At 62.7% G+C, this 25,113-nt stretch carries 23 protein-coding genes and 2 tRNA genes; 13 read left to right on the top strand and 12 right to left on the bottom strand.

The annotated features are described in order from the left end of the window. Positions 1 to 13: 13 nt before the first annotated feature. Both ACK3R5_RS14125 and ACK3R5_RS14120 read left to right on the top strand, forming a co-directional pair. Positions 14 to 1,807 carry a site-2 protease family protein gene (locus tag ACK3R5_RS14125; protein ID WP_411967419.1) on the top strand — a complete coding sequence of 598 codons (1,794 nt, stop codon included), beginning with the start codon at positions 14 to 16 and terminating at the stop codon, positions 1,805 to 1,807. 94 nt (positions 1,808 to 1,901) lie between these two features. Then, positions 1,902 to 3,401 carry a heme-binding protein gene (locus ACK3R5_RS14120; protein ID WP_411967418.1) on the top strand — a complete coding sequence of 500 codons (1,500 nt, stop codon included), beginning with the start codon at positions 1,902 to 1,904 and terminating at the stop codon, positions 3,399 to 3,401. 108 nt (positions 3,402 to 3,509) lie between these two features. Here the strand turns inward: ACK3R5_RS14120 and ACK3R5_RS14115 are convergent, their stop codons facing one another. From ACK3R5_RS14115 to ACK3R5_RS14100, 4 genes are all read right to left on the bottom strand, one after another. Then, positions 3,510 to 3,758: a hypothetical protein gene (locus tag ACK3R5_RS14115; protein ID WP_411967417.1), complete on the bottom strand. Its 249-nt coding sequence runs from the start codon at positions 3,756 to 3,758 to the stop codon at positions 3,510 to 3,512. A 43-nt stretch (positions 3,759 to 3,801) separates the two neighbouring features. Further along, the gene (locus ACK3R5_RS14110) at positions 3,802 to 4,224 is read right to left on the bottom strand and encodes an SHOCT domain-containing protein (protein ID WP_411967416.1); all 423 of its coding nucleotides are present in this window, start codon (positions 4,222 to 4,224) and stop codon (positions 3,802 to 3,804) included. 97 nt (positions 4,225 to 4,321) lie between these two features. Then, on the bottom strand, positions 4,322 to 4,492 hold the full coding sequence (locus ACK3R5_RS14105; RefSeq protein ID WP_411964704.1) for a hypothetical protein: 171 nt from the start codon (positions 4,490 to 4,492) through the stop codon (positions 4,322 to 4,324). Continuing rightward, a complete protein-coding gene (locus ACK3R5_RS14100; RefSeq protein WP_411964703.1) occupies positions 4,493 to 5,566 on the bottom strand; it encodes an aldo/keto reductase in 1,074 nt (357 codons plus the stop codon). A gap of 147 nt (positions 5,567 to 5,713) precedes the next feature. On the opposite strand from ACK3R5_RS14100, the gene ACK3R5_RS14095 reads away from it, so the two are divergent. Beyond that, positions 5,714 to 7,891 carry a GH32 C-terminal domain-containing protein gene (locus ACK3R5_RS14095; protein WP_411967415.1) on the top strand — a complete coding sequence of 726 codons (2,178 nt, stop codon included), beginning with the start codon at positions 5,714 to 5,716 and terminating at the stop codon, positions 7,889 to 7,891. 25 nt (positions 7,892 to 7,916) lie between these two features. On the opposite strand, the gene ACK3R5_RS14090 is transcribed toward ACK3R5_RS14095, so the two are convergent. Beyond that, complete coding sequence (locus tag ACK3R5_RS14090) at positions 7,917 to 9,206, bottom strand: glycoside hydrolase family 68 protein (RefSeq protein WP_411964701.1); 1,290 nt, start codon at positions 9,204 to 9,206, stop codon at positions 7,917 to 7,919. Positions 9,207 to 9,380: 174 nt separating this feature from the next. Between ACK3R5_RS14090 and ACK3R5_RS14085 the strand changes: the two genes are divergently transcribed. The 3 genes from ACK3R5_RS14085 to ACK3R5_RS14075 all read left to right on the top strand — a co-directional run bounded on the left by ACK3R5_RS14085 (position 9,381) and on the right by ACK3R5_RS14075 (position 10,971). After that, a complete protein-coding gene (locus ACK3R5_RS14085) occupies positions 9,381 to 10,298 on the top strand; it encodes an acyltransferase (RefSeq protein WP_411964700.1) in 918 nt (305 codons plus the stop codon). A gap of 146 nt (positions 10,299 to 10,444) precedes the next feature. Next, the gene (locus tag ACK3R5_RS14080; RefSeq protein WP_411964699.1) at positions 10,445 to 10,741 is read left to right on the top strand and encodes a hypothetical protein; all 297 of its coding nucleotides are present in this window, start codon (positions 10,445 to 10,447) and stop codon (positions 10,739 to 10,741) included. Between the two features lie 50 nt (positions 10,742 to 10,791). Further along, a complete protein-coding gene (locus tag ACK3R5_RS14075) occupies positions 10,792 to 10,971 on the top strand; it encodes a hypothetical protein (protein WP_411964698.1) in 180 nt (59 codons plus the stop codon). An 87-nt stretch (positions 10,972 to 11,058) separates the two neighbouring features. On the opposite strand, the gene ACK3R5_RS14070 is transcribed toward ACK3R5_RS14075, so the two are convergent. Beyond that, the gene (locus tag ACK3R5_RS14070; protein WP_411967414.1) at positions 11,059 to 11,448 is read right to left on the bottom strand and encodes a cupin domain-containing protein; all 390 of its coding nucleotides are present in this window, start codon (positions 11,446 to 11,448) and stop codon (positions 11,059 to 11,061) included. 251 nt (positions 11,449 to 11,699) lie between these two features. Continuing rightward, positions 11,700 to 11,770, bottom strand: a tRNA-Gly gene (locus ACK3R5_RS14065). 258 nt (positions 11,771 to 12,028) lie between these two features. On the opposite strand from ACK3R5_RS14065, the gene ACK3R5_RS14060 reads away from it, so the two are divergent. Then, positions 12,029 to 12,859: an NAD+ synthase gene (locus ACK3R5_RS14060; RefSeq protein WP_411967413.1), complete on the top strand. Its 831-nt coding sequence runs from the start codon at positions 12,029 to 12,031 to the stop codon at positions 12,857 to 12,859. Here the strand turns inward: ACK3R5_RS14060 and ACK3R5_RS14055 are convergent, their stop codons facing one another. Beyond that, complete coding sequence (locus tag ACK3R5_RS14055) at positions 12,860 to 13,555, bottom strand: enoyl-CoA hydratase/isomerase family protein (protein WP_411967412.1); 696 nt, start codon at positions 13,553 to 13,555, stop codon at positions 12,860 to 12,862. Positions 13,556 to 13,615: 60 nt separating this feature from the next. Between ACK3R5_RS14055 and ACK3R5_RS14050 the strand changes: the two genes are divergently transcribed. From ACK3R5_RS14050 to ACK3R5_RS14030, 5 genes are all read left to right on the top strand, one after another. Further along, positions 13,616 to 14,293 (top strand): hypothetical protein, encoded by a 678-nt coding sequence (locus ACK3R5_RS14050; protein ID WP_411967411.1) that lies wholly within the window; start codon positions 13,616 to 13,618, stop codon positions 14,291 to 14,293. A gap of 78 nt (positions 14,294 to 14,371) precedes the next feature. Then, positions 14,372 to 14,443, top strand: a tRNA-Thr gene (locus ACK3R5_RS14045). Positions 14,444 to 14,659: 216 nt separating this feature from the next. Further along, positions 14,660 to 15,298, top strand: a complete 639-nt coding sequence (locus ACK3R5_RS14040; RefSeq protein WP_411967410.1) for a cysteine hydrolase family protein — start codon at positions 14,660 to 14,662, stop codon at positions 15,296 to 15,298. 121 nt (positions 15,299 to 15,419) lie between these two features. After that, the gene (locus ACK3R5_RS14035) at positions 15,420 to 15,791 is read left to right on the top strand and encodes an Hsp20/alpha crystallin family protein (protein WP_411967409.1); all 372 of its coding nucleotides are present in this window, start codon (positions 15,420 to 15,422) and stop codon (positions 15,789 to 15,791) included. A gap of 181 nt (positions 15,792 to 15,972) precedes the next feature. Continuing rightward, entirely contained in the window at positions 15,973 to 16,521 is a 549-nt protein-coding gene (locus tag ACK3R5_RS14030) for a hypothetical protein (RefSeq protein ID WP_411964679.1), read from the top strand. A gap of 42 nt (positions 16,522 to 16,563) precedes the next feature. Here the strand turns inward: ACK3R5_RS14030 and ACK3R5_RS14025 are convergent, their stop codons facing one another. From ACK3R5_RS14025 to ACK3R5_RS14015, 3 genes are all read right to left on the bottom strand, one after another. After that, positions 16,564 to 18,060, bottom strand: a complete 1,497-nt coding sequence (locus ACK3R5_RS14025; protein WP_411967408.1) for an FAD-binding oxidoreductase — start codon at positions 18,058 to 18,060, stop codon at positions 16,564 to 16,566. Between the two features lie 200 nt (positions 18,061 to 18,260). Next, a complete protein-coding gene (locus ACK3R5_RS14020) occupies positions 18,261 to 19,301 on the bottom strand; it encodes an NAD(P)-dependent alcohol dehydrogenase (RefSeq protein ID WP_411964677.1) in 1,041 nt (346 codons plus the stop codon). 166 nt (positions 19,302 to 19,467) lie between these two features. Continuing rightward, positions 19,468 to 20,295 carry a M48 family metalloprotease gene (locus ACK3R5_RS14015; protein WP_411964676.1) on the bottom strand — a complete coding sequence of 276 codons (828 nt, stop codon included), beginning with the start codon at positions 20,293 to 20,295 and terminating at the stop codon, positions 19,468 to 19,470. A 114-nt stretch (positions 20,296 to 20,409) separates the two neighbouring features. On the opposite strand from ACK3R5_RS14015, the gene ACK3R5_RS14010 reads away from it, so the two are divergent. Beyond that, positions 20,410 to 21,735, top strand: coding sequence for an MFS transporter (locus tag ACK3R5_RS14010; protein ID WP_411967407.1), 1,326 nt, complete (start codon positions 20,410 to 20,412; stop codon positions 21,733 to 21,735). 31 nt (positions 21,736 to 21,766) lie between these two features. On the opposite strand, the gene ACK3R5_RS14005 is transcribed toward ACK3R5_RS14010, so the two are convergent. Next, positions 21,767 to 24,958 (bottom strand): Eco57I restriction-modification methylase domain-containing protein, encoded by a 3,192-nt coding sequence (locus ACK3R5_RS14005; protein WP_411967406.1) that lies wholly within the window; start codon positions 24,956 to 24,958, stop codon positions 21,767 to 21,769. Between the last annotated feature and the right edge of the window lie 155 nt (positions 24,959 to 25,113).

The following is a 25,113-nucleotide window of genomic DNA, read 5'->3' as shown; positions in this document are numbered from 1 at the left end:
TTCCTTTCGGGCGATGAATACGCTGCTGTGGATCCTCGTCGGATTCATCGCCTACTCTCTCCTCGCGACGCTGTTGCGTACTCGTGGGATTCTTCCCGAATACGTCCGCGTCCAGGGCCCTCTTACGACCGTCCACACGCGTCGCGGACGTGAGTTACTCGACACACTCGCGGCGCCCAAGCGCTTCTGGCGTGCGTGGAGCAACGTCGGCCTCGGCATCGCGCTGGTGATTATGGTCGGGACGTTCGTCCTGTTGTTGTATCAGGCCGTCCTCATCGTCCAGAGTCCGCCCGCGCCCTCGCAGGTCAACCAACCCCAGAACTTCCTCGTCATCCCTGGGGTCAACGACTTCCTCCCGCTGTCTGTCGCCCCGGAGATTCTCTTCGGCCTCCTCGTGGGCCTCGTCGTCCACGAGGGCGGTCACGGCATCCTCAGTCGCGTCGAAGGAATCGACGTGGAGTCGATGGGCATCGTCCTGCTGACGATTCTTCCCATCGGTGCGTTCGTCGAACCGTCCGAAGAGAGTCAGCGCCGCGCTGACCGTGGCGGGAAGTCGCGGATGTTCGCCGCCGGCGTCACCAACAACTTCGCCGTCACTATCGTCGCGTTCGCACTCCTGTTCGGCCCCGTCATCGGGTCTATCTCCGTCGCACCCGGTATCGCTGTGGCCGGTGCGTACGCCGGGTCGCCCGCCGACGCCGCCGGTATCACCGGTGGTGACCGCGTGACTGCCATCGACGGCACGCCGGTCAACACGACACAGGACCTCGACGCGGCGTTGCTCGCCTCGTCCGACCGAACCGTGACGGCCGAACTCGACGGCGAGCGCACGACGTCGGTGACTCGTGAACTCATCGTCGCGGGGTCGGTCGCTGGCAACCCTGCGAACCTGACTGTCGAGTCCGGTGGCGACCCGATTCGCGTCACGGCGGTCAACGGGACGCCCGTCTACACCCGTGCTGGATTCGAGGACGTCGTCGGTGACTCGCGATTCGCTCGACTCGAAACGTCGGCCGGTGAGCGGACGATTCCGGTCGGCGCGTACATCACGAACGTCGCCGAAGACCGACCGCTGTACAACGCCACGGGCGCGACGTCCACGCTCATCGTCACGAGTTTCGACGATACGCGCATCACCTCTTCGACGGACCTGCAGGTCGCACTCGACGCGACGGACCCCGGCCAGACCGTCCCGGTCGAAGTGTATCAGGACGGCGAGTTCCGAACCGTCTCCGTGACGCTCGGTGAGAACCCACAGGACGGAAACGGCTTCCTCGGCGTCAACATCTTCGATGGGACGAGCGGACTGCTGTTGACCGACTTCGGGACGCGTGAGTACCCCGCCGGAACCTACCTCTCGCTCCTCGGCGGTGACGGCGGTGACGGTGCTGGTGGCGTCGGCAACGCCTTCGGCGGGTCGCCGCTGCAACTCGTCTACGTCTCGCTTCTGTTACCGCTGGCCTCCGTCGTCCTCGGGATACCCAACTTCCCCGGGTTCACCGGCGAAATCATCAACTTCTATCAGGTCGGTGGGCCCTTCGGCTTCCTCGGTGGGGGTGTCTTCATTTTCGCCAACCTGCTGTTCTGGACGGCGTGGATTAACCTCCAACTCGGACTGTTCAACTGTATCCCCGGCTATCCCCTCGACGGCGGGCGCATCCTCCGCACCGGGACGGAAGCCATCGTCTCGCGACTCCCAGTCGACGATAGACACACCGTCGTTCGGACTATCACCACGTCCATCGGACTGACGATGCTCGCGTCGCTGTTGCTCATGATATTCGGTCCGACGGTTCTCGGCGGGTAGGCCGCCGAACCGCCGTCTCACGGTCACTGTCCGTCTTCTCACCTTCCGGCGACGACTCGCAACTTCAATACCGGATGAATCCTAAAACCCCGGTATGGTAGAGGCCCCACAGACCGACGAGGGCTGGTTCGCGCTGCACGACTTCCGAACCGTCGACTGGGACGCGTGGCGGGACGCGCCCGAACACGAACGGAAGCGAGCAATCGAAGACGGCGTCGCCTATCTCGACGCCCACGAAGCGGTCGAAGACGACGAGGAGGGCACGTCTGCCGTCTTCTCCGTCCTCGGCCACAAGGCCGACTTCGTCGTCGTCCACTTCCGACCGACGCTGGACTCCCTCTCTCGGGCCGAACGAAAATTCGAACAGACTGCGTTCGCCGCCTTCACGGAGCAACCAACCTCCTACGTCTCCGTCACCGAAGTCTCGGGCTACGTCTCCGACGATTACTTCGAGGGCAACAAAGAGGACATCGACACCGGACTCCTCCGCTACATCGAGGGCAAACTCAAGCCCGACATCCCGGAGGATACCTACATGTCGTTCTACCCGATGTCGAAACGCCGCGGCGAGCAACACAACTGGTACGACCTGCCGTTCGACGAGCGCCGCGAACTCATGTCCACTCACGGCGACACGGGTCGTAAGTACGCGGGCAAAATCAAGCAGGTCATCGCCTCGTCTGTCGGATTCGACGACTGGGAGTGGGGAGTCACCCTCTTCGGCGACGACCCGACGGACATCAAGGACATCGTCTACGAGATGCGCTTCGACGAGGTGTCGAGTCTCTACGGCGAGTTCGACCAGTTCTACGTCGGCCGTCGCTTCCCGCCGTCGGACCTCGGCGCGTTCCTCGCGGGCGACGCCGTCCCGACGAGCGAGTTCGGCGACGAGTCGCACCACCACGCCCACGCGCACGACGAAGGCGGCCACCACCACGGAGAGGGTGACGGAAGTCACCACGGTGAAGGCGGCCACCACGGCGACGAGTCGTCGGACGACGAGAGCGCGGACGAGGATATCCGCGGCGAACTCGAAGACCTGAACATCTACGCCGGCAAGCCACACGGCGAAGACGTCTACGCGACGGTGCTGTACTCAGAGGCGGACTCCGAGGAGTTGTTCGACGAAGTCGACGGCCTCCGCGGCAACTTCGACCACTACCCGACCCACGTCAAGACGGCCGTCTACGAGGCCAACGAACGCGGCCGAACCGCCGTCGTCTCCATCTGGGAGACGGCATCCGCCGCCGAGACGGCCGCTGGATTCCTCTCTGAGCTTCCGGGTATCGTCGAGCGCGCTGGCGAGGAGTCTGGCTTCGGGACGATGGGGATGTTCTACACCGTAAAACCCGACCACTGCGAGGACTTCGTCGAGAAGTTCGGTGTCGTCGGTGGCCTCCTCGACGACATGGAGGGCCACTTCGACACGGACCTGATGGTCAACCTCGAAGACGAGAACGACATGTTCATCGCCAGTCAGTGGCGCTCGCAGGAAGACGCGATGGGCTTCTTCCGCTCTGACGCCTTCCGCGACACGGTCCAGTGGGGCCGTGACGTGCTCGCGGACCGCCCGCGACACGTGTTCCTCGCGTAGAGATAGTACCGCGACCAACGGGAGCGGGGTGAGAAACCCCCGAATGGGGGTGACGAACCTTTTGGTCCAGATTTTGCCAGCGAGCGAAGCGAGTGCAGCAAAAGGTGGCTATGCGAGAGCGGCGCGGACTTCTCGCAGTTTCGGGTGGAACTTGTCCGTCCCGAGGAGGTACGCGAAGTAGAGCACTGCCGCGCCCATGACGAGAGCCCACGCGCCGAATCCGGGGTCGCCGTGCTGGACGGTCAGCAGTGCGAATCGCTCGATGTACGCGCCGGCGATAGAGAGCGCGGCGCTCCCGAGACCGAAGACGAGGAGTTCGAGTAGGTCGGGTAGTAGTTCGACGAATGACGGTCGCATTACCCGCCTCTCACTGTCGGTCGTTGTGTCTCTTTTGGTCCGGTTACGCTTCCTCGCGTTCCAGGCCGGTGTCGCGCCGTGAGGCGTATTCACGGGCCGAATCGACCGACTCAGTCTCCAGCAGTCGCTGTATTTTCGTCTCGAACTCGGCGTCGGACAACTCTCCGTCGGCGTAGCGTTCGCGAAGCGTGTGAAGTGCGGCCTCCGGGTCGACGTCTTCAACTGGTGCCGATTGTTCGGTTCCCTCCCACGAGAGTCTCCCGGAGAGGAAGTCCATCACGTAGGAGTACCCCAGACCGAGGACGGCACCGACGAGGAACATCCCGACGAACGCGGGGAACGGGTTCACGCCGTTCGACACCGCGAGTGCGGCCCCGACGACGCCGATGAGGATTGCGAACTGCCACGGATGGTCGTGAACGTAGCCACCGACTCCACGCTCGCGGAGGGTTTCGAGCGAGTTCATATGTGACCGTTGTCAGGAATGCAAAAAGCAGTTCTGGGTGTGAGTGGCGCGTCGGTAGTGGGTGGGGACCGGTGGGTTCGCGTCCGACTGTCGGTGGTTACCGCCCGCGACGGACGTAGTCTGCGGCACCGAAGACGCCGGTGAGGAGCGTCGCGACTATCCACCGACTCGCGTCGTCACCGCGTTTTCGGGCGTCGAGACTGACCAACCACGCGAGCAGGACGTGTGCGACGGCAGTGATTCCGAGGATGGTCCGCAGGTGAACCATCTACGCTTCGTTGCGTGCGCCTTCGGCGACGCGTTTGTCGAGTCCGGCGGCGCGGATGTCGTCTCCACCGATAGACGAGCGAAGTGCGTCCATGCCGTCGAAGCGGTCGATGCCGAAGTTGTCGGCGTACAGGTCGGCGACACGCTGCATCTCGTCGTCGGAGAGTTTCGGCACGTCGGAGGCGGCGGCCCACTCGTCGATGTCGTCTTTCGTGCGGAAGGTGGGCGTGACTGCCGCCGTCGCGTCGAATCCGAGGAGCCACGCGATGGAGGCCTGTGCCATCGAGCGCTCGCCGTCGCGTTCGAGGAAGCGGAGGGTCTCGAGTTTCTCCCAGCCAGTCTCGTACCACTCGTCGGGGCGGAAGCCACGGTGGTCACCGCTGCCGAGTTCCGTCTCGGGGCGGACCTGCTCGTTCAGGAGGCCCGAGGAGTGAGGGACGCGAGCGATGAGACTCGTGTCCGACCCGGTTTCCTCGATGGTGTCGAGGAAGTGGTTTCCGACCTCCTGTTCGAACATGTTCCAGACGATTTGGAGCGCGTCGAACTCCTCTTCGATGGCCATGTCACCTTCGGCGAGCCAGCCGATTGAAGGGCCGAGTGCCCAGCCAGTGGCCTCGATGAGGCCTTCTTCTTTCAGTTCGTCCAGCGTTTCGAGGACGTCCGGCGTGACTTCCTCGACGTTCGCGTTGTGGAGTTGCAGCAGGTCGACGTACTCAACGTCGAGTCGTTCGAGGCTCTTTTCGGTCGCTTCGCGGACCCACTCGCCGGTAATTTCCTTGGGGAGTTCACCGTGGCCTGCCTGCGGGTTGTTGTAGAAGTCGTAGCCGACTTTGGTCGCGATAGTCACCTCGTCTCGGTAGTCGGCGAGCGCCTCACCGACGACTTCCTCGGAGTGACCCATGCCGTAGACGTCACCCGTATCGAAGAAGTTGATTCCCTGGTCGATGGCGTGGTGAATCATCTCGATGGAGTCTTCGTCCGAGCGGTCACCCCACCAGTCGGTCCCGACGACCCACGCACCGAAGCCAACCTCGCTGACTTCGATACCGGAGGTCCCGAGTTCGCGGTAGTTCATGGACGGCCCTTAGAATCCCGGTAACTTATTGGGTGTGTTTCGTTCCCGCAAGCGGATTCCCCTCGTGGACGCTCGGTTTTGTGTGACTTTGCTCGTGTGCGCACGAATCCGCGGATTCATGACCGATGACCACTAACTGCGCCGACAATGGATGAACTTTCCGTCCGCGTTGGGTTCGTCGTCGTGACGGAACTCACGGACGAACAGCGTGTGGCACGAGATTGGGCGACGACGATTGCGTCCGTCGAGACTGTCTCGCTCGACGCACTCGCTGACGGGGCTATCGACCTCTCCGCGTTCGACGTCGTCTGGTGGCACTGCGACCTGCAACTCGACGACGAACGACGTGAACTCGCCGCCGACTGTGCCGACGCAGTGGATTCGTATCTCCGAGGCGGTGGTGGCCTCCTCCTCACACTCAACGCTCTCTCCGCAGTCGAGGAACTGGGTGTCGACCCCGTCGCACCCGACGCCGTCGGCACCGAGAGTTCGCCCCACCCGACGGGTCTGTTGGCCAAGTCGATTCACGCCGACCACCCGTTGTTCGAGGGATTCGACACGCTCGGTGTCCACATGCAACCACCGGAGGTCCCCCGTCCGTTTGCGCGGTACGAGCAGATTCTCCCTGCCGACGGGCAGATTCTGGCGAGCGTCGTCCACGGCGACGACTATCTCGTCAATCTCAACTCGGTAGTCGAGTGGCAACGGGGCGAGGGTGTGGTGTACGGCATCGGTGCCGAAGTGTCGTTCCTCTCGCACCGCGGCCACGAGTTCGAGACGATGGGGTCGAACGAACACGTCCTCAGAAACGCACTCGCACTCCTCGGTGGTGACAACCACCGCAGACCGACGTTCACGGACCGGCCGACCGACGCGGACGGATTCACCGCGATGCGCGAACGCCTCGCCGACGACCACCACCGACCGCGCTACCACCTCGCCGGGCCGGCGAACTGGGTCAACGACCCGAACGGCGTCATCCAGTTCGACGGCACGTACCACATGTTCTATCAGTACAACCCCGCTGGCCCGTTCCACGGGACGATTCACTGGGGGCACGCGACGAGTGAGGACCTCGTCCACTGGGAGGACCACCCCGTCGCCCTCACGCCGGACCCCGACGGCCCGGACCGGGACGGATGCTGGTCCGGGTGTGCCGTCGTCGACGACGATGGCACCCCGACGATTCTCTACACGGGTGGCCGAGACCACCACCAACTGCCGTGTCTGGCGACGACGACGGACCCGATGCTCCGGTCGTGGGAGAGAGACCCCGACAACCCGATTATCGAGGCCGCCCCGGACGACGTAGACGTCCTCAGAACCGACGACTGGGCAGCGGAGTTCCGTGACCACGCCGTCTGGAAAGTCGGTGACGACTGGTACCAACTCATCGGGTCGGCCATCTCCGAGGTGGGCGGCGTCGCTCTCCTCTATCGGTCGTCTGACCTCCGTGAGTGGGAGTACGTCGGCCCACTCCACGCCGGAACCGAAGGCCACGGCACCGTCTGGGAGTGCCCCGAACTCCTCGAGTTCGGTGAGTACGACCTGCTCCACGTCTCGAACTACGCGGACGTTCGGTACTTCGTCGGGCGTGCTGACCTCGACGCTCCCGACTTCGACGTCGAAAGCGAGGGACTCCTCGACTACGGCGACTTCTACGCACCGCAGTCGACTGTCGCAGACGACGGCCGAACGCTCTCGTGGGGATGGGTCAAAGAGGGCCGCGGAGTCGAGTCACAGTGGCACGCCGGGTGGTCGGGTACGCTCTCGCTCCCGCGAGAACTCTCCGTCGACGAACACGGGACACTCACCCAACGTCCGGCGCGCGAACTCGAAACCCTCCGTGGGCGGCACGTCTCGCTCGCCGACCAGTCACTCGGCGCTGGCGACAGCACGTCGCTTCCCGTGTCGGGCAACGCCTACGAACTGAACTTCGACGTGGCCGTCGCCGACGGAGGCGTGTTCGAACTCGACCTGTTCGAGTCGCCGGCAGGGTTGGAACGAACCACCGTCGGATACGACGGCGAACGGGTCGTCGTCGACAGAGAACACAGCAGTCGAACCCACGACGTGGACCGTGAACCGCGCTCGATGCCCGTCGACGGCGACTCGCTGTCGCTTCGTGTCTTCGTCGATGGCTCCGTCCTCGAACTGTTCGCGGACGAACGTCGCTGTCTCACGACGCGCGTCTATCCGACGCGGGCGGACGCAGATGGCGTCACCGTCGGCGCAAGGAGTGAGACGCAGGACGGGAGGGTCGAACTCCGCAACTTCGACGCGTGGGAACTCGACGCGGCGTTCGACGCGCGAAGCCGAGACTAACTTCGGTCGGCTACGACAATCTCTATCAGTAGTAACTGTCGCCGCCGTCTCGGTCGGTCTGTTCCCACCACGATTCTGGAAGCGCCTCACGTCGAAGCGGGAGGTGTCCGTGGTCGAGTGTCCCGAGGATATCCGTCTCGGTGCCGTCGAGTCCGAGACGAACTGTCGGGGCGAGTGTCCCGCCGAAGCGTCGCATCTGTTCTTCGGGTGGGAGCAGAGCCACGTCGTCGAGACTCGGTCGGTCGTAGTCGAAGTAGTTGAAGAAGGACGTGACGAGGAGTTCGTCGCCGTGGTCGTAGACGAGCCACGAGTACGACTGGAAGGAGGCGTTCTCCGGGTTGGTGAGCACCATCCCGTGACCGTTCAGGGGTTCGTAGTCGCCGCGTAAGTCGTCGGCGACGAACCCGTAGAGTGCGTCGTATCCGTCGAGTCCGGGCGCGAACGTGTGGACGTGACTGGAGATGAAGAGGTAGTAGGTGCCGTCGCGGACGACCAGATGTGGCCGTTCGAGTTCCTGATTGACGCAGACGGCGTCTAACAGCGGTGGTCGGAGTTCGAACTCAGTCGGGTCTCCCGTCGGTGAGTGGGCGATGCCGATACTGCCGTTGAACTCTTCCCAGACCGGGTCGTCACACTCGCCTGCGCCCTCGGGAACGGGCGTGTTGGCTTCGAAGAGGAGGTACGTCTCGCCGGACTGTGGGTCCTCGAAGAACCACGGGTCACGGAAGGTGTAAATCATCCCGCGCGACTGGTCTTCGCGTTCGTACCAGTCGCCGTCGGGCGTGAGGAGGACGCGGTGGTCCCACGGACCGTCGATACGGAGTCCGGAATCGTCGGTGTGGACGGTTCCACCCGTCGCGAGGGCGAGGCGCTGTGTGTAGGTCAGGTCGTCGGCGCCGTCTTCGCCGGCGGCGGTGTAGTAGAAGTACACCTCGCCCTCGTCGCCGTCCGGGTCGTACATCGCGGACCCGGCCCACTGTCTTTGGCCGAGGGAGCCGCCGTCGAAGACGCGGCCACCGGTCGTCCAGTTCTCGCCATCGGTCGAGTAGAAATAGCGGATGGTCGCCACGTCGTGGCGCTTCCCGGGAAGCAGGTCCGACGGCGACGTGAGTGCGAAGATGACGCGTCGGCCGTCGATTTCTGCGATAGAACCATCGCGGTTGCGGAGCAACCACGTGTCCCAGATGTGGAGTTCCTCGTCGAGTCGTTCGTCTGGTGGGTAGATTATCGGCGCGACGTTCGTGTCGTTGCGGTGGAGTCCCTCGGCGTGCGCCCGCGTCCACGCCGGAGTCTCTCGTGTGGGCCGTTCACTCATAGGTGGACGAACTTTCTCGGGTGGGATATGTCTCACCATTTATCGCGGCAGTTACTACAGGCATAGTGGTCTATTTCTCTCCACGCTATATCCAGCGAATTTTGCCCGTTCATCGCCTGTGGCGGACTATGCACAACCGAACCCATTTGAACGTTGACGGCAAACGAGATGGTAATGACGAAGGTCCACGTTTCGCTTCCGGACGACGCCGAGGAGGGTCTGCAGGCCTTCATCGACGACGTAGACGAACGGCTGTCGTCGGACGAAGACACGTGTCAGGTCGTCCAAGAGACGCTCATCGACCTCTTCGGTGACCGAGAAGCGTGGGAACGATGGCAGAGTGGCAAACCCGTCTCGCCCGCCGCGCGGGTCCGATTGCAGGGGTACAACCCGTGCAACGCGACGCTCGAATCCGAGTATTACGCCGAGAAAGACGCCGAGAAGTTCGAGCAGTCGAAGTATCTCCAGTGGCTTTGGCGGCAGTTCGACGCGACACCGATGGCCGACAACGTCGATTTCGCGCTGCGGTTCCGACAGATGCTCGCTAGCCACCTGTTCGAAGAGGCGGGTGACAACCTTCGAATCTTCAAGGGCGTCACGTTCTCGTACGGCCACAACATCTCCGTCGGCGACAACACGGTCATCCACGACAACGTCCACCTCGACGACAGAGGGAAACTCACCATCGGTGACCGCGTCTCAATCTCCGACGACGTGCACATCTACACTCACGCTCACGACGTCGTCGACCAGACCGAAGTCCGCAACTATCACACGACGATTGGCGACGATGCTCGCATCACCTACGACGCGATGGTGAACGCCGGTACTCACGTCGGTGAGAACGCTATCGTCGGTGCTCGCGCTATCGTTCAGGGGGACGTTCCCGCCCACCACATCGCCGTCGGCACGCCCGCCGAGAGCGTGAAAATCAAACCCGGATTCGAAGACGTGGCCGAACCACTCGACGCCGGTGGCGAGCGACTGGCAGACGAACGCGAGATTCCCTACGACCTGCCGGACGGCGTCGACGTGTTCGACGAGTTCGAGCGTGACGTCGGTGGGCCGGTCCAACCGCACCGCACGGAGTAACGTCCATCTCTTCGACGCGCGACTCGTTTCGACCACGAGACGTGCCACGCTGATGTCGACGCTCGGTCCACAAAGTCCCGATATCCTGACTGAGTAGCTATCTGACCGAAGAACCGATATAGCATGCTAACGTAGTACAAGCCGTGATGGACGTCTGGGGTTGGATCGTCATCTACGCCCTCGGGTTGACCCTGCTCCAGCTACTGGTCTACCGCTACCTCGTCAACGGCGGTGAACCAACGATGGGTGATGGGTCAGGTCGAGACTCCGACCGGATGGACCGGTACGTTCACCCAGAAATCGCGTCTTCGTTCGACGACCGTTCTCGGATGAGTGTCCAGGTCACGCCGACTGGAGAGCGTATCTGCCCCGAGTGTGGGGCCGAAAACGAGGCCGATACGACGTTCGACCTCTGTTGGAACTGTACGCGACGCCTCCACTGATTCGCGCCGGCCGTATCCATTTTATCGACGCCCACTAATCGTTGAGTAGCATGGCCGAAAACACCGATTTCCACGACGAACTCGATGCGCTCGCGCGGGAACTCGAACGGGCGATTCTCGAATTCGACGCGGCGCTCGAACGTCACGCGTCGGTTCGACAACAGGCGACCCAACCCGCGTTTCGGGCCGAGACGGCCGACCTCGAAGACGTACAGGACCTGTTTTTCTAACGGCAGTGGTCGCTCACGGAACGCTCTTCGTCGCTGCTGACTCCCCAACGTCCACCCGAGAGTGGTCCGAAAAAACCGACCCGCGTTCTACGCGGTTGCTTCGACGTTCTTCGCGACGACTTCCATCGTCTTCTCGAACTCGTCTTTGGGACTGAATTCGACGAGTTCGGTACCTGCCGCCATCGAGACGCGGTGGCCGGGAGCCAAGTGGTAGGCTTCTCCGGCCTCGACACGCTCTTCGTGGTCTGCGTAGTTGACGGTCATCCGCCCCTCGAGGACGTATCCCCAGTGCGGGCATTGACATCGGTCGTCCGGGAGTCCCTTCATCAACGGTGTGGTATCGAATTCCGTGTCGAACGACTCGATATCGACGTGCATATCGCCCCACTCGATTTCTCGAATGACGGCCCCCTCTGCCTCGAATGTCGGGTCCAACGTCGAGAGGTTGACGTGCGTTTCCATCGCTTTGGCTGCCATACTCTTTTCCTCAGTTATAGAGTGGTCGTGTGTGTTCTTATCGTTGTCTTTTGGCGTATTGGTTCTGAACCAACAGTAAATATGTGATTAGAGTGGACAAATGTCTTCAAAAGAGAGGTTACAAACGACGCCCGCCATCGAACGAAACACACGTCGCGGGTGCTCCTCACGTTGTTCGTTGCAGAATGCGCCGACCGGGACTGATCAAACCGAAGGTTTGCGAAGGTCGGTCGGCAAACGACCGAAGGGAGTGCGCCGACCGGGAATTGAACCCGGACTTCGAGCTTGGGAAGCTCGTGTCCTACCATTGGACCATCGGCGCTCGTTTCACTCGCTTCGTGCATCACACCGCTTCGCGCTGTGATACATCGGCGCTCACTTCGTTCGCTCCGGGGCTGACTTCACTTCGTTCAGTCACCTATCGGCGCGCTACGCCTCGTCTCCGAAGCAAAAATTCGTAGACTGCGGGGGCACTTGAACGTAGCGCTTCACCAGACGGTGACGCATCGAAACTGGACGCCCGTCCATTCATTTTCCCTAACGAGTGACTATTTGCCCCCGCAGTTCTAATCAGGTTCCAATGACAGACATCGACGTTCTCTCTGATGATGCGCCACTCGACCTGCGCTTCTCTGAGGCCGAACTCGAAGCACACCGCGAACACATCACGTCGTTCATCCGTGACACTGTCGATGCGGCAGGTGCCGACGGCGCGGTACTCGGTCTCTCCGGTGGTATCGACTCGACGCTCACCGCGTTCCTCGCCGTCGAAGCGCTCGGTGAGGACGGCCTCCATGGCCTCGTCATGCCGAGTGTGGCGAACGCCGAAGATATGATGAGCGACGCCGAGGGCGTCGCCGAGATGCTTGGTATCGAGTACAACGTCGTCGAGATTCAGCCCATCGCGGAGAAATTCTTCGACACCTTCCCCGAGGCGGCGAACGACCGAATGGCCGCCGGAAACGTCTACGTCCGCACGCGTGGCGTCCTCAACTACTTCGTCGCCAACCACGAGAATCGCATCGTCCTCGGCACCGGCAACCGGGCGGAGGCGATGACAGGCTACTTCACGAAGTACGGTGACCAGGCCGTCGACTGCAACCCTATCGGCAACCTCTACAAGCAACAGGTCCGCCAACTGGCCGCCCACGTCGGCGTCCCTGAGGAACTCGTGTTGCAGACGCCGTCGGCCGAGATGTGGAGCGGCCAGACCGACGAGAGCGAACTCGGACTCACGTACGACGTCCTCGACGCCATTCTGGCCCTCCACGTCGACGGCCCACTCTCGAAGACCGCACTCGTTCGCCACCTCGGCGTGACCGAGGCGCAGGTCGACCGAGTGGTCGAACTCTACGAACGCAGCGCTCACAAACGGGCGATGCCGCCCGCACCGGACGAACTGGACCTGTAGTTACTCCTCTCTCGACGATGCGATGTCGTCGACGTTTGCGTCGTGGAGTTCGGCGAATCCTTCGGCTTCAGCCTGCAGACGTGCCTCGTCTCCGCGTCTGTCCCGCAGGCGCGCTTTGATAATCTGGAGCGACCGATGGTCGTTTTCGGCCATCGAGGCGGCGACGTCGAACGGGTCGTCGACGATTCGTGAGACGAGGCCCATCTGGAGGGCTTCGCCGGCATCGACGACGCGCCCGGAGAGCGAGAACTCCAGTGCGTGGCCTTCACCGACGATACGTGGCAGTCTGACGGTCCCGCCCCACGCACCGAAGAGTCCGATTCGGACACCCGGTTCGCCGAGCGTCGCTCTGGGTGTCGCGACCCGAACGTCACAGGCGAGTGCGAGTTCGACACCCCCGCCTCGGGCCGCACCGTCGATTCCGGCCACGACGACGGACGACGAATCTTCGATGGTATCGGCCACACGCTGCCCCTGCCGAGCGAACGCCTCGGGGTCGGACAGTTCCGCGACGCTATCCAGGTCGGCACCAGCACAGAAGGCGGCCCCGCTCCCGCGGAAGAGGACGACCGGTGCGTCGGCGCCGTCGATTGCAGTTTCGAGGGCGTCGAGGTCTGTCGGTCTGAGGGCGTTTCGACGCGCTGGCCGCTCGATAGTCACGATTCGCAGGTTGCCTTCGTCTGTCGTCCGTATCATATCCCCGTTGTGCCGTGGTTTTCCAAAGGTCTTTGGCCTCCCAACCGTAAGTCTCGGCCGATGGACGACGCCGTGCGAGCCCGTGAGGCTGCGCGTGAGGCCCTCTCGGATATCGAACCCGATGCCCTACGTGCGGCGCTGGACGAACGCCTCGACGCCGCCTCGTTGACCCCGGCGGTGCTCACGTTCGTGAGCGCGCGGGCTGTCGAACCCAACGTCGACCTGAACGGCATGGCGACCCGTGCCGCCGGAGTGCAACTCATCTACGAAGGGCTTCGACTCACTCGATTGCTCGCTCACGACGAACCGTGGACACACCTCGAATCGTCAGAGGAGGACACCGATGCCGACTTGGACATCCTCGCCGCAGACGTGCTCGTCTCGCGCGGTTTCTATCTCCTCGCCCGAACCGAGGCGGCGGACCACGCCGTCGAGACGGTTCGCGCCTTCGGACGTGACCAGACGCGCCTTCGTTCTGCTCCGGAGGGCGAGCGTGCTGTCCTCGACAGCAACCTCGAAGTGAACATCTGTACGCTCGCAGTCGTCGCCGGAACGACTGCCGTCGGGTCACCACCACCGACCGCACTCGTCGAGTACGCGGCCGACCTGGCCAAGACCCACGACGGTGACCTTCCACCCGCCGCGGAGACGGTTTCCGAATCGACCGTCGAACGTATCGCGGCACTGTATCAAGGGGGCGCTGGTGACGACCCAGTCACCTCGACAGCAGACCGCTAATCGACATACGCTACCACGGTGCTGCCCCGTCCCGAATCGAAACCCCTAAAGAGTAACCCGGACAACGAAGGAATGCCTGCCTGGGTAGCTTAGCGGTAAAGCGCGTCCTTGGTAAGGACGAGAGCCCGGGTTCAAATCCCGGCCTAGGCTTTTTCTAAAACCAACAGTTTCGAGCGGTGCCTCGGTTCGAATCGAGACGATGTCTGATTTCCGGTGAACACAGACCGAACAACCAAGCGTCTAGACGCTAGCATCGCGTAGGGAACCTATTCAGAAATCCAAATACACACAGCATTCTCGGACAGTATACTCTATATTACATTTTCTATATGCTACCACGGCACGTATCTCTCTCCGGTGGAGGAAATGGGCGTAGAAATAACACCAGAGCAGACAGCACTACTGATAACCGACCCGCAAGTGGACTTCTTGAAGCCCGAGAGCGTCGTTTGGGACCACGTCGGTGAGACAGTCGAAGAGAACAACGTTGTCGACAACCTCGTCAAACTCCGCGACGCCGCGCGAGAGGGTGGAATCAAGGTGTTCTACTCGCCGCACTACTACGAGGCAGACGAGTACGACAGTTGGCAACACCTGAACACCATCGACGGGATGATGTTCGAAACGCGGATGTTCGACCGCGCCGGGTCGGGAAGCGCGTTCGTCCCGGAACTCCTCCCGGACGACAACACCTTCGTTTGCGCGCCGCACAAACAGCTGAGTGGATTCTGGAGCAACGACATCAACACCCAACTCAGACAACGCGGTATCGACACCATCGTCCTCGCGGGCATGAGCGCGAACCTCTGTGTCGAATCACACCTTCGTGACGCCGTCGAAGCAGGGTTCGAAGTACTGGTGGTCACCGACGCGACGGCCGCCGCTGGAGAGGAGGCACTCCAAGCCGCCTACACCAACTTCGGATTCATCGCCCACGAGACGGCGACGACAGACGAGGTCATCCCCCGACTCGCACGGAAGGAACCCGCTCCGGCGGACGACTAACCGTCGCAGGGCTCCTCGTCTTCGGCCTCGCGTTGTTTATCCGCACACCTATCCGAAATTTTATGTAAAATTTATTACGAACTGAGAGCATAGTTTCGAGTGGAACCAGAGGTGAGTAGCCATGGCCCTGCCGACAGGTCCAACCAGTTCGTGGTTCCAGAACACGGGATTCCCGAGTCGACTGTTCGAAACCGGTAGTACCGACTACGAACTGTACGAAGAGGACGACGAGTTCGTCCTCAGCGTCGAGATGCCGGGTTTCGACCCTGCGGAAATCGACGTGTCGTGGGACGACGGTGTCCTCAACATCGCCGCCGAACACGAAGACCCAGAACGCGGTCAGCGGAAGACCTACCACCGGCGGTTCCGCTTCCCGAAGAACGTCGACGAAGCGGACATCACAGCGACGTACAACAACGGCATCCTCGAAGTCCGGTTGCCGGTCATGGCGGGTGCGACCACCCGCGGACGCACGATAGAAATCGAGACCTGACGACGGTTCTGTCGCCTCGCGACGAATTCGCGTTTCGACGCTGGATTTTTCACCGGCCTGCGGGTGAGACCCAGACGAGTGACCGGACAGTCGAGATATTCGGTCCGCACAGAGCTGCCGATGTGCGCATCCTCGCCGAAACGGATTAACATGTTGGCAGAGTAATCTATAGACAATCAATATGAATTTCAACCGCAGAGACTGGTTACGAGCGATGGGGTCACTCGGCGTCGCAGTCGCCGTTGCGGGGTGTTCGTCCGGTTCACAGGGTGGTGAGGAGACGCCGGAGTCGACAGAGACGACGGAGACGCAAACCGAAGCGCCAACGACGACTGAAACGGCCACGGAGACGACGACTGCGTCGGCCGATATCGGTGACGGAGACGACACAGGGACGACTCAAACGAAGGGTCCGAACCCGGCCGAAACCGAGAAGTTGGGGTCTGTCGCGACGGACAAACAGACGAGCGGACTCGCGTTTGCCGACTTCTATCACTACGAGATGAACGGCGTGCAAGGCGTCGCCGGCACTGTGACGAACGAGGGCGACACGGACTTCGAGCGCGTCACCGTCCACGTGACAGTCGAACCCGGTGGTGCCGGTCCGTACTCACGGCAACTGAAGGAGCCACTTCCGACGGGCGAATCGCAACGATTCCAGTTCAAGTTCGGCGACGACGCGCCCTCGGAGGTGGAGTCGTTCGCCATCTGGGCGACTGGAGAGGCCTAAGAGAAGACCCCTGAGACGCACGCTTACACGGCCACCCATCGTTTAGGCGTGTTCTGGTCTCCCGCCCGTCCCCGCAGTGTGGTCTGTCCCTCCCGTAAGGTCCTCGGGCGCAGCGATAGCTCGGACGTTCCGATTCGTCCGGAACACGTTGTCCGGGTCGTAGCGCGCTTTGATTTCGAGGAGACGGTCGAAGTTGCCGCCGTAGGTCGCTCGGATGCGTTCGTCGTCTTCGTCCATCGTCTGGAAGTTGATGTAGTTGCCACCTGTCGAGAACGGTTGGAACTCGGCCCACGCGTCGCGAACCCACTGTTTGTACGCTTCTTCCTTGGGGTCGTTCGGTTCCCACATCCCGGCGGCACCGTAGGCGAAGTGCGCGTCACGGTTCCCGACGACGCCGTCGTCTGGTTCGTGGTCGTTGAGTGCGCCACCGATGTGTGCCATCACCATCTGTGCGCCGGGAATCGGTGACTCCAGCGCCAGTTTTCCCATCGTGTCGACGAGTTCGTCGCTCAGGTCGGCAGCGAACTCCGTCTTCCAGTAGTAGTGGTTTCCTTTGGGTTGCGTCGCGTCGAGGTACGACTGGAGTTGGGTGTACGGTTGGGCTTGCAACAGGTCCACGATGGGGTCACCCAGCGCCCGAATCGGCGCAAGAACCTCGTCTGTCTCGTCGAGGTCACCGGAGTAGCAGACTGCCATCGCGCAGATGTGCTTCCCGTGCCACTCGGGTGGGACGAACGGGGCGGCCGGTGCACGACGGAACATCATGAACACCGTCAGTTCACGTGGTGCGGTAGCGGTCAGTTCCTGATACGTCGCGGCGACGTCGTCGACTCGGTCGAACGGCCACGCGATGAGGCCACCGTAGACTGTCGGCCCCACGTCGTGGAGGCGGTAGGTGAACGAGGTGACGACACCGAGGTTGGCACCTGCACCCCTGACGCCCCAGAAGAGGTCGGGTTCGGAGTCGCTGCTCGCCTGCCGAACCGCTCCGTCGGCGGTGACGATTTCGACCGACTGGAGGTTGTCGACTGCCCACCCGAACCGACGGGTCAGGTAGCCGAATCCCCCGCCGAGCGTCAGGCCGGCGATACCCGTCTCCGAGACGAATCCCAGTGGGAGTGCGAGGCCGTGGAGTTGTGTTTCGCGGTCCACGTCGCCGAGGATGCACCCCGCCTGTGCGGTCACAGTCCGTGCTTCTGTGTCGACGACGACGCCACGAAGAGTCGACATATCGATGGTCAGGCCGCCGTCGGCCAGCGCGGTACCGGCGATGTTGTGGCCGCCACCTTTCACCGACAGCAACAGGTCGTGTTCACGGGCGAACTTCACGGCGGCGACGACGTCGGCAGTTCCGGTCGGTTGGACGACGAGTGCCGGCGTCTTTTCGACCATCCCGTTCCAGATGAGCGTCGCTTCCGAGTATCCCTCGTCGTCGGGGGTGAGTAACGAACCCCGAAGTTCCTGTTCGAACGCGACGACGGCCTCTTCGGCCAGTGTAGCAGTCGCTCCCTCTCGTGTGATGATTGTTGTCTCTGTCATGATTCCTCTCGTTGGGTCGGTTCGATTCGTCAGAATCGACCGTTCTACAATCGTGCTAGTTCGCTGTCTGCTAGCATAAGTCAGTGCTATTTCGACGGAGACAGTCCGGAAAGCCGGCCGATTCGGTGGTGAGTCAGCGTCTGCGGCGACTCGGTTCCGAGACTCGATGCGAAAAACAGGAGACGTGACCGGACACTGCCTCAGGGCGTGATGACCGCTCGCCCCTCGATTTCACCGTGTTCGAGGCGTTCTGCGACGGTGTTCACCTCGTCGAGGCCGTATCGCGTGGTTCGGAGTTCGACGTCGCCACGCTCGACGAGGGCGACGAGTTCCTGCAGTTCCGTGTAGCGCCCGACGAGTGTCCCGCGGAAGGCGAACTCGCCGTTGACGAGCGCCTGCGACGGTTCGTGGACGTGCCCACCGTAACCGATGATGTGGTGGTCACCGCCTGCGGCGACGATGTCGGGCGCGTATTCCGTCGTCTCGTCGGCACCGACGAAGTCGAGTACTTGCGTCGCACCGGTGCCGTCCGTGAGCGCGTCTATCTCTGCGGCCAGGTCTTCGTCCCGTGGGTTCAGGGTGTGTGTCGCACCGAGTTCGACGGCCAGGTCGAGTGCCTCGTCTTTGACGTCGACGGCGACGATGTCGGCCGCACTCATCGAGTCCACGCACTGCAATCCGATGTGGCCGAGGCCACCGATTCCGATGACGACAGTCGTATCGCCCGGATTCAGTTCCCGGACTGCCTTCTTGGCGGCGTGATAGGCGGTGATGCCTGCGTCGGCGTGCGGGGCGATGTCGATAGGGTCCACGCCGTCCGGAAGTGGGATGACGGCACGCTCGTTCGTCAGCAGATACTCTGCGAACCCGCCGTCGGTCGTGAGGCCGTTGAACTTGCTGTTCTCGCAGTACATGTCCTCACCCTGTCGGCACGGGCGACAGGTGCCACACGTCTGGACGGGGTGGCAGATGACCGGGTCGCCTACGTCGACCAGTTGGACTTCGTCTCCCGTCTCGACGACGGTTCCCGCGTTCTCGTGACCGAGCGTCATCGGGAGGGTCTGGTCGGCGTACTCCGTCCACATCCCCTCGATGATGTGGTTGTCTGTCTGGCACCACCCCGCGCCTTGGACTTCGACGACGACGCCGTTCGACGCCGTAATCGTCGGCCGGTCTACCTCGTCGATTTGCAGTGCCTGGCTCATGTCGTGGGTGTATTCGTGTAATCTGGCTGCTTCCATGGTAACATATGTCAAATTATCGCATAGATACAAAAATCCTCGTTGTGCGCGGCGTGAGTGTTCGAGACTCGGGATTCGGAACTCGAATCTGAGTCGAGGGGAGAGGCCCCGTGTCTGTACTCCCCAGACACGATGCGGCGTAAAACAGTCGAACGGGCGTGGTTTCTCAGTCGAGTTGTCGCAGTCGTGCGATGCGCTTTTCCATCGGCGGGTGAGAGGCGAACAGTCGCGCGAGCAGTCCGCGACTCTGGCCGAAGATACAGAGCGCACTCACGCTATCGTTGACGGCAGTTCGCTCGACTTGTTCGTTGACGTGGTGAATCTTCGCCAGCGCACTCGCCAGTGCGTCGGGATTGCCGGTGTACTGGGCGGCGTCTTCGTCGGCGGCGTACTCTCTGACGCGCGAGATGACGAGGACGAATATCGTGACCAGCAGTTGTGCGACGATGCTCGCCATCCACCCAAGAATCCACCCGACGATACCGCCGATTGCTTCGTTGACGACGAAGTAGACGCCCCACCCGAACAGCATGGCGATGCTCTGGCCGAGAACCATCGGAATCACGTCTCGGTTCTTCAGGTGCGCGAGTTCGTGTGCGATGACGCCCTCCAGTTCGTCGGCGTCGAGCACCTCCATGAGTTCGGTTCCGAGGACGACGACGCCGCTTCCCTGTCGTCCGACGGCGAACGCGTTCGGCGCACCCATCGGCGCGTACATGAGCGTGGGTTTGTCGATGCCCATCTCGTCGCTCAACGTCTCGACAGTCTCGTGGACGTTCGCGAACTCGTCTTCGGGGAGCGCTTCGGCGTCGATACTCCTGAGTGCGAGCCACTTCCCGAGTTTGTACTGGACGCCGACGAACAGCACCGTCAACGCGACGACTGTGACAGCAGACCCGAGGAACTCCCACACTGCCGTCGCGATGAGCATGTAGAACGCGAAGAGTATCGTCCCGGAGACGGCCATTCTGAGCTTGAGTCCAACGTGTCTCATATCAGCACTTAACACAGTTACGTGTCTTAACAATTTGGGAGATGTACCAGATACCGTACGAATAGTTTCGCCGTCCACGATAGACATTTACACGCGGACTCTGTGACGAGTCGTATGGCACGGGTCTCTCTTCGCGCACATCCGACGCGCTGGCGCTGGGTGTTGTGGGCGCTCCTCGCAGTCGGATTCCTCCTCGTCAGTTTCCATCGTGTGACGACTGCCGTCCTCGCGGACGACCTGTCACGGACGTTCGACACGACCGGTGCAGAACTCGGGATGCTCCACGCCTCGTTCTTCTACATCTACGCCGGCTTGCAGTTGCCGTCGGGCATCCTCGTGGACCGTGCTGGGTCGCGTCGGGTCGCCGCCGCGGGTCTCGCCGTGATGTCGCTGGGTGTGTTCGGTTTCGCGCTGGCACCGACGTACGCGATTGCGTTCGCCTCGCGGGCGGTGCTTGGTCTCGGTGGGAGCGTCCTCTACACGGCGACGCTCAGATTCCTCGCCAACTGGTATCGGCCGGACGAGTTCGCCACGATGACGGGGTGGACGATTGCCGCCGCCGGGATGGGCGGTGTGCTCGCGACGACACCGCTCGCTATCGCCATCGACAGCGCCGAGTGGCGGTCGGTCCTCGTCGCTATCGGCGTCGGCGGCGTCGCTCTCGCCGTGGTGACGTTCTTCGTGGTCCGTGACCGTCCGAGTGATGCAGGGTTCGAACCGGTAGACGGCGTCCAGCCGTCCACGAGGAACATCGAGTTCTCGACGGTCATCACGAACACGAAGCGAGTCCTGCGAGAGCGCGAAACGTGGCTGATGGGGACGATGCTGTTTCTCGTCTTGGGGACGAACTTCACCGTCCTCGGCCTGTGGGGCGTCCCGTACATCGCGGACCTCTACGACGTCTCCGTCCGGACGGCGTCGATGTTCGTCTTCGTCGGCAACGTCGGGTTCCTGCTGGGGTCACCAATCATTGGCACGCTCTCGGACCGACTGGGCCACCGGACGGAGATTATCCTCGGGTCGTGCGTGGTCTTCACGATGGCGTATGGACTCATCTTCCTGTTCGTGACGCCACCGTTGCTCGTCGCTGGCGGGTTGCTCTTCGTCGCCCTGTTCGTCATGGGTGGGACCCTCATCGCTTTCACCGTCGCCAAAGAGCGCCACGTCGCCACGGCGAGTGCGACTGCCACGGGCGCGATAAACAGTATGGGGTACTTCGGTGCGGCAGTCTTCCCCGCAGTGATGGGGTACGCACTGGACGCCTACTGGACCGGCGAAGTCGTGGCCGGTGCCCGCGTCTACACACCCGCAGGCTACCGCGTCGCGTTCGGCATCGCAACCGCCGCCGGCATCGTCGCTGTCGTGTGCGCCTATCTCCTTCACCGACGGGAGTCCGGTGCCGACGCGACGCCTGCTGGACACGCCGAACCGACCGACTGAACCGACTCTCGGCCGTCCCGCCGCCACGCTTTCAGCCCTTCTCGCGGTGCTGCTCGGTTCCTGTCCCTTCGCCGCTGTTCCGCAGCGTCGCCAGTTTCGAAACAGTCTGGGAGACGATGGACTCGCGGATGTCGAGCACCGAGAGGACTGTCTCCGCGTCCGCGCTCGTCAGTCCGTAGCAATCGAAGACGGCCGCATCGAGGTTCATCTGCGTCGTCGCGACTGCGTCGTCTATCCTCACGATGTCTGTCTCCACTTCGTTCGGTGCGTCGCTCCGTTTCCTGTCAGATTCGACGGCGCGTTCGACGTCAGCTATCGTGCGTACCGCATACGCGATACCGTCTCGGCCCGTCGCTTCACTGTCGCCGACGGGGACGGCCGTCTTCTCCAGGACGTGTCCGAGGTGGTCGACTTTGGCTCTCGACTCGAAGAGCGCCACCAGCGACAGATAGACCATCTGGAGCGCACTGCGATTCCGAAACTCCGCGTGGAGGAGTTCGTGTTCGACGCCGCCGTCGAGGCCGGAGACGACGAGGGTCGAGTCGTCGGTGCCACCGTCCACCGCGAACGACTCGTATGTCCTGTCGAGAGCGTCCCCGTCCCTGTGTCCTTCCACGTCGCCGTCGGGGGCACACACCGACGCAACGCCCCACGTCTCGTCACTCGCCGACCGGCGCTCGCCCACGTCGAGTATCTCTGTGAGACGCCGTGATTCCGTAGTCGGCGTCTCGGTACACTGCGTCCAGTGTCGCCGAAACTGGCGGCGCGTCGCCGCGAGTCGCTCCATCTTCGTGACGAGCGGTGTCAGTCCCGACGTCCCTTCGATGGGGAGTCCTCTGAGTTGCGTCAGCGAGACTCTCGGAAAGAGGTCTTGGCCCATCTTCTCGCCAGTGACGAGCGACGCGAGATAGAGCAGACGACTGTTCAGCAGACCCAGCAGATGTTCGTACTCGTACTCGTCGGCGGTCAGGACGACCGAAATCACCGACTTGGGGAACAAGAGCGTCTCCGCCGAGCGCGTGGCGACCAACCCTCGGTCGGTCTTCGACGGAACCTCCCGTAACAGGAGTTTCTCACCGTCGCGAAACCGACGCGGTGGGATGCGGAAGAAGTCGGCGGCCGTGTCGACGTAGCGGTTCTGCGACCGGTCGAGGTGGTATCTCGAGAGTGCGTCCGACCGCGTGTCGGGGACGGAGTCCGGGCCCGCGTCCGTCTCCGAGTGGAACACCTCGCCGTCGATTTGGGCGGCGGTGTGGAGACTGCTGTGGTAGAGTTGGTATCCGACGGTCAGGTCGGCTATCTCCTGCAACTCGGTGGCGTCGGCACGCATCGTGGCGACCAGAGACTTCTCTTCGGTTCCCACGTACGGGTTGACGTGATACGTCGGCGGTTCGACGTCTGCGGCCCGGATGGTCCGAACGTCTCGAACCGACCCCGTGGCCTCGATTTCGCCGACGGGAACGAGCGTGTCGTCGTCGTCCGCTCCCGTGGCCGGTGCCTGCCGGTCGACGACGACGACGATACTGTTCTGGCCGACGCCGGTGAACGCCGACGCCGGAACGAACGATATCCGCTCGAATCCGGCGTTCCCGAAGACGAGTCGCCGCAACTGCTGTGCGCCGGGAATCGACAGCCACGTGTTCGGCGTCACCATCCCGAGTCGCCCCGTCGTCAGGGTGAACGACCGTTCGAGGAAGTACCGATAGAGGTCCGGTTGCCCGGCCTGATGGTCGTATCGTTCGGAGAGGTACTGCGTGGTGTGGTCGGCCGCTTCGATGACCCACGGTGGGTTGCCGACGACACAGTCGAACCCGTCGCCATCGCCGAGGACGTGCCAGAACTGCAGCGGCCAGTACAGCGGCGTCGTCTCGTCGAGAATCGCCGTCGACACCTCACTCGCTTCGAACGCCGAGTCGAGCGACCCCCGAATCTGTGCGAGCGACGCCGTCGCCCGTCTGAGTGGTGCCGGGTCGTCCGGCGCGTCCACGAACTGGTCGCGTGCGTCGAGGACGGCCTGCATCTCGTCTGCGTACTGGGTGCGCAGTCTCGTCGCCACCCGTTCGTCTGGGGGGCCGACGAGAGCGTCGCCTCGCCCGAAGTTCAGGTCCAACGCAGGCGACACACAGGACCCGTCTACAGGGGTGTCGTCGCAGACGTGCGGGTCACACGCGACGACTTCGAGCCAGAGGTTGAGTTTCGCCACGTCGAGCGCGTGCCCGTCGACGTCGACGGCGTAGACGTGTCGAAAGACGAGCGTCGCGGCCAGCGTTCGCTCACAGCGGTGGAGCGTCCCGTCGTCGTCTTCGGCGTATCCGAGCGTCCGCTGGAGGCTTTCGAGACGCTCGATTGCCGGGGCATTCCCTGATTCGGACGCTGTCGACTCGGCCTTCGAGTCGGACGCTGTCGCCTCGCCCCTCGACTTTCGCTCGTCGTCGAGGAACTCGAACAGGCGGGCGTATTCGTCGCGGATGGTGGCGTACGCCGCGACGAGAAACGACCCGGTCCCACACGCCGGGTCGAGCACGCTGAACTCGGTGAGCTCCCGTACCGCCGACGCGGCGTCGTCCCACGATTCTTCTGCAACCGCCGTCTCTATCCGGCCCGTGAGTCGTCGCAACCGGGGTTTCACGGTGTCAGCGACGACAGCTTCCGAGACGTATCTCGGCGTGTAGTAGATTCCACTGCCAGCACGGCCCTCGGCCAGATATCGTTCGTAGATGCGGCCGAAGACGTCCGCGTCGATTTGCGTGAAGTCGTAGTCGGTGATACCCGGATTCTCGTCGTCTGCTTCCGTCCCGACACCGAGAACCGTCGCGAGCGTCCGATAGAACGCCTCGACGTCCGTCTCGGACAGGTCTACGTCGGTGGTGACGTGCGATTCGACCAGTCCGGACTGCGGTTCGACCAACGCAGCGACGTCTGCGAAGAACGCGTCGAGCACTGCTCGCGTTTCTTCGCGTCCGTCGGCGCGTTCGTGTGTCTGCCACGTCTCTCGAAGCCAGTCGGCGTCGACGACGCCGTACCCGCAGAGCGTCTGGACGAGGACGAACGTGTTGACGAGTTCGACGGCGTCGTCAGGTGGAACCTGACTGCCCGTCGAGCCATGCTCGACGGCGTCGGCGGAGACGCTCCCGTCGCCGCTGGTGCCCACGACGGCGTCGACTGCCGTCACCCACTCGTCGAGACTGTCGAACACGTCCGTGGCCACGTCAGACTGCCTCACGTCGGTCGGTCAGTTCGTCCCCGGTGGCGGGTTCTGCCCCGGCTTTCGGACGCGTCCGCCGAGGAGTGTGCTGGACTGGCGAGGAAGGCATCGCAGACATCTCTGTGGGCCGAGCGGTTAATTGTGTGGCCAGCACCGACGAGTGGAGGGTCCGA

The sequence above is a fragment of the Haloferax sp. YSSS75 genome (genome assembly GCF_046764215.1).
Taxonomy (GTDB): domain Archaea; phylum Halobacteriota; class Halobacteria; order Halobacteriales; family Haloferacaceae; genus Haloferax.
The sequence above is the reverse complement of the archived record's forward strand: the minus strand, read 5'-3'. Positions and strand labels throughout refer to the sequence as shown.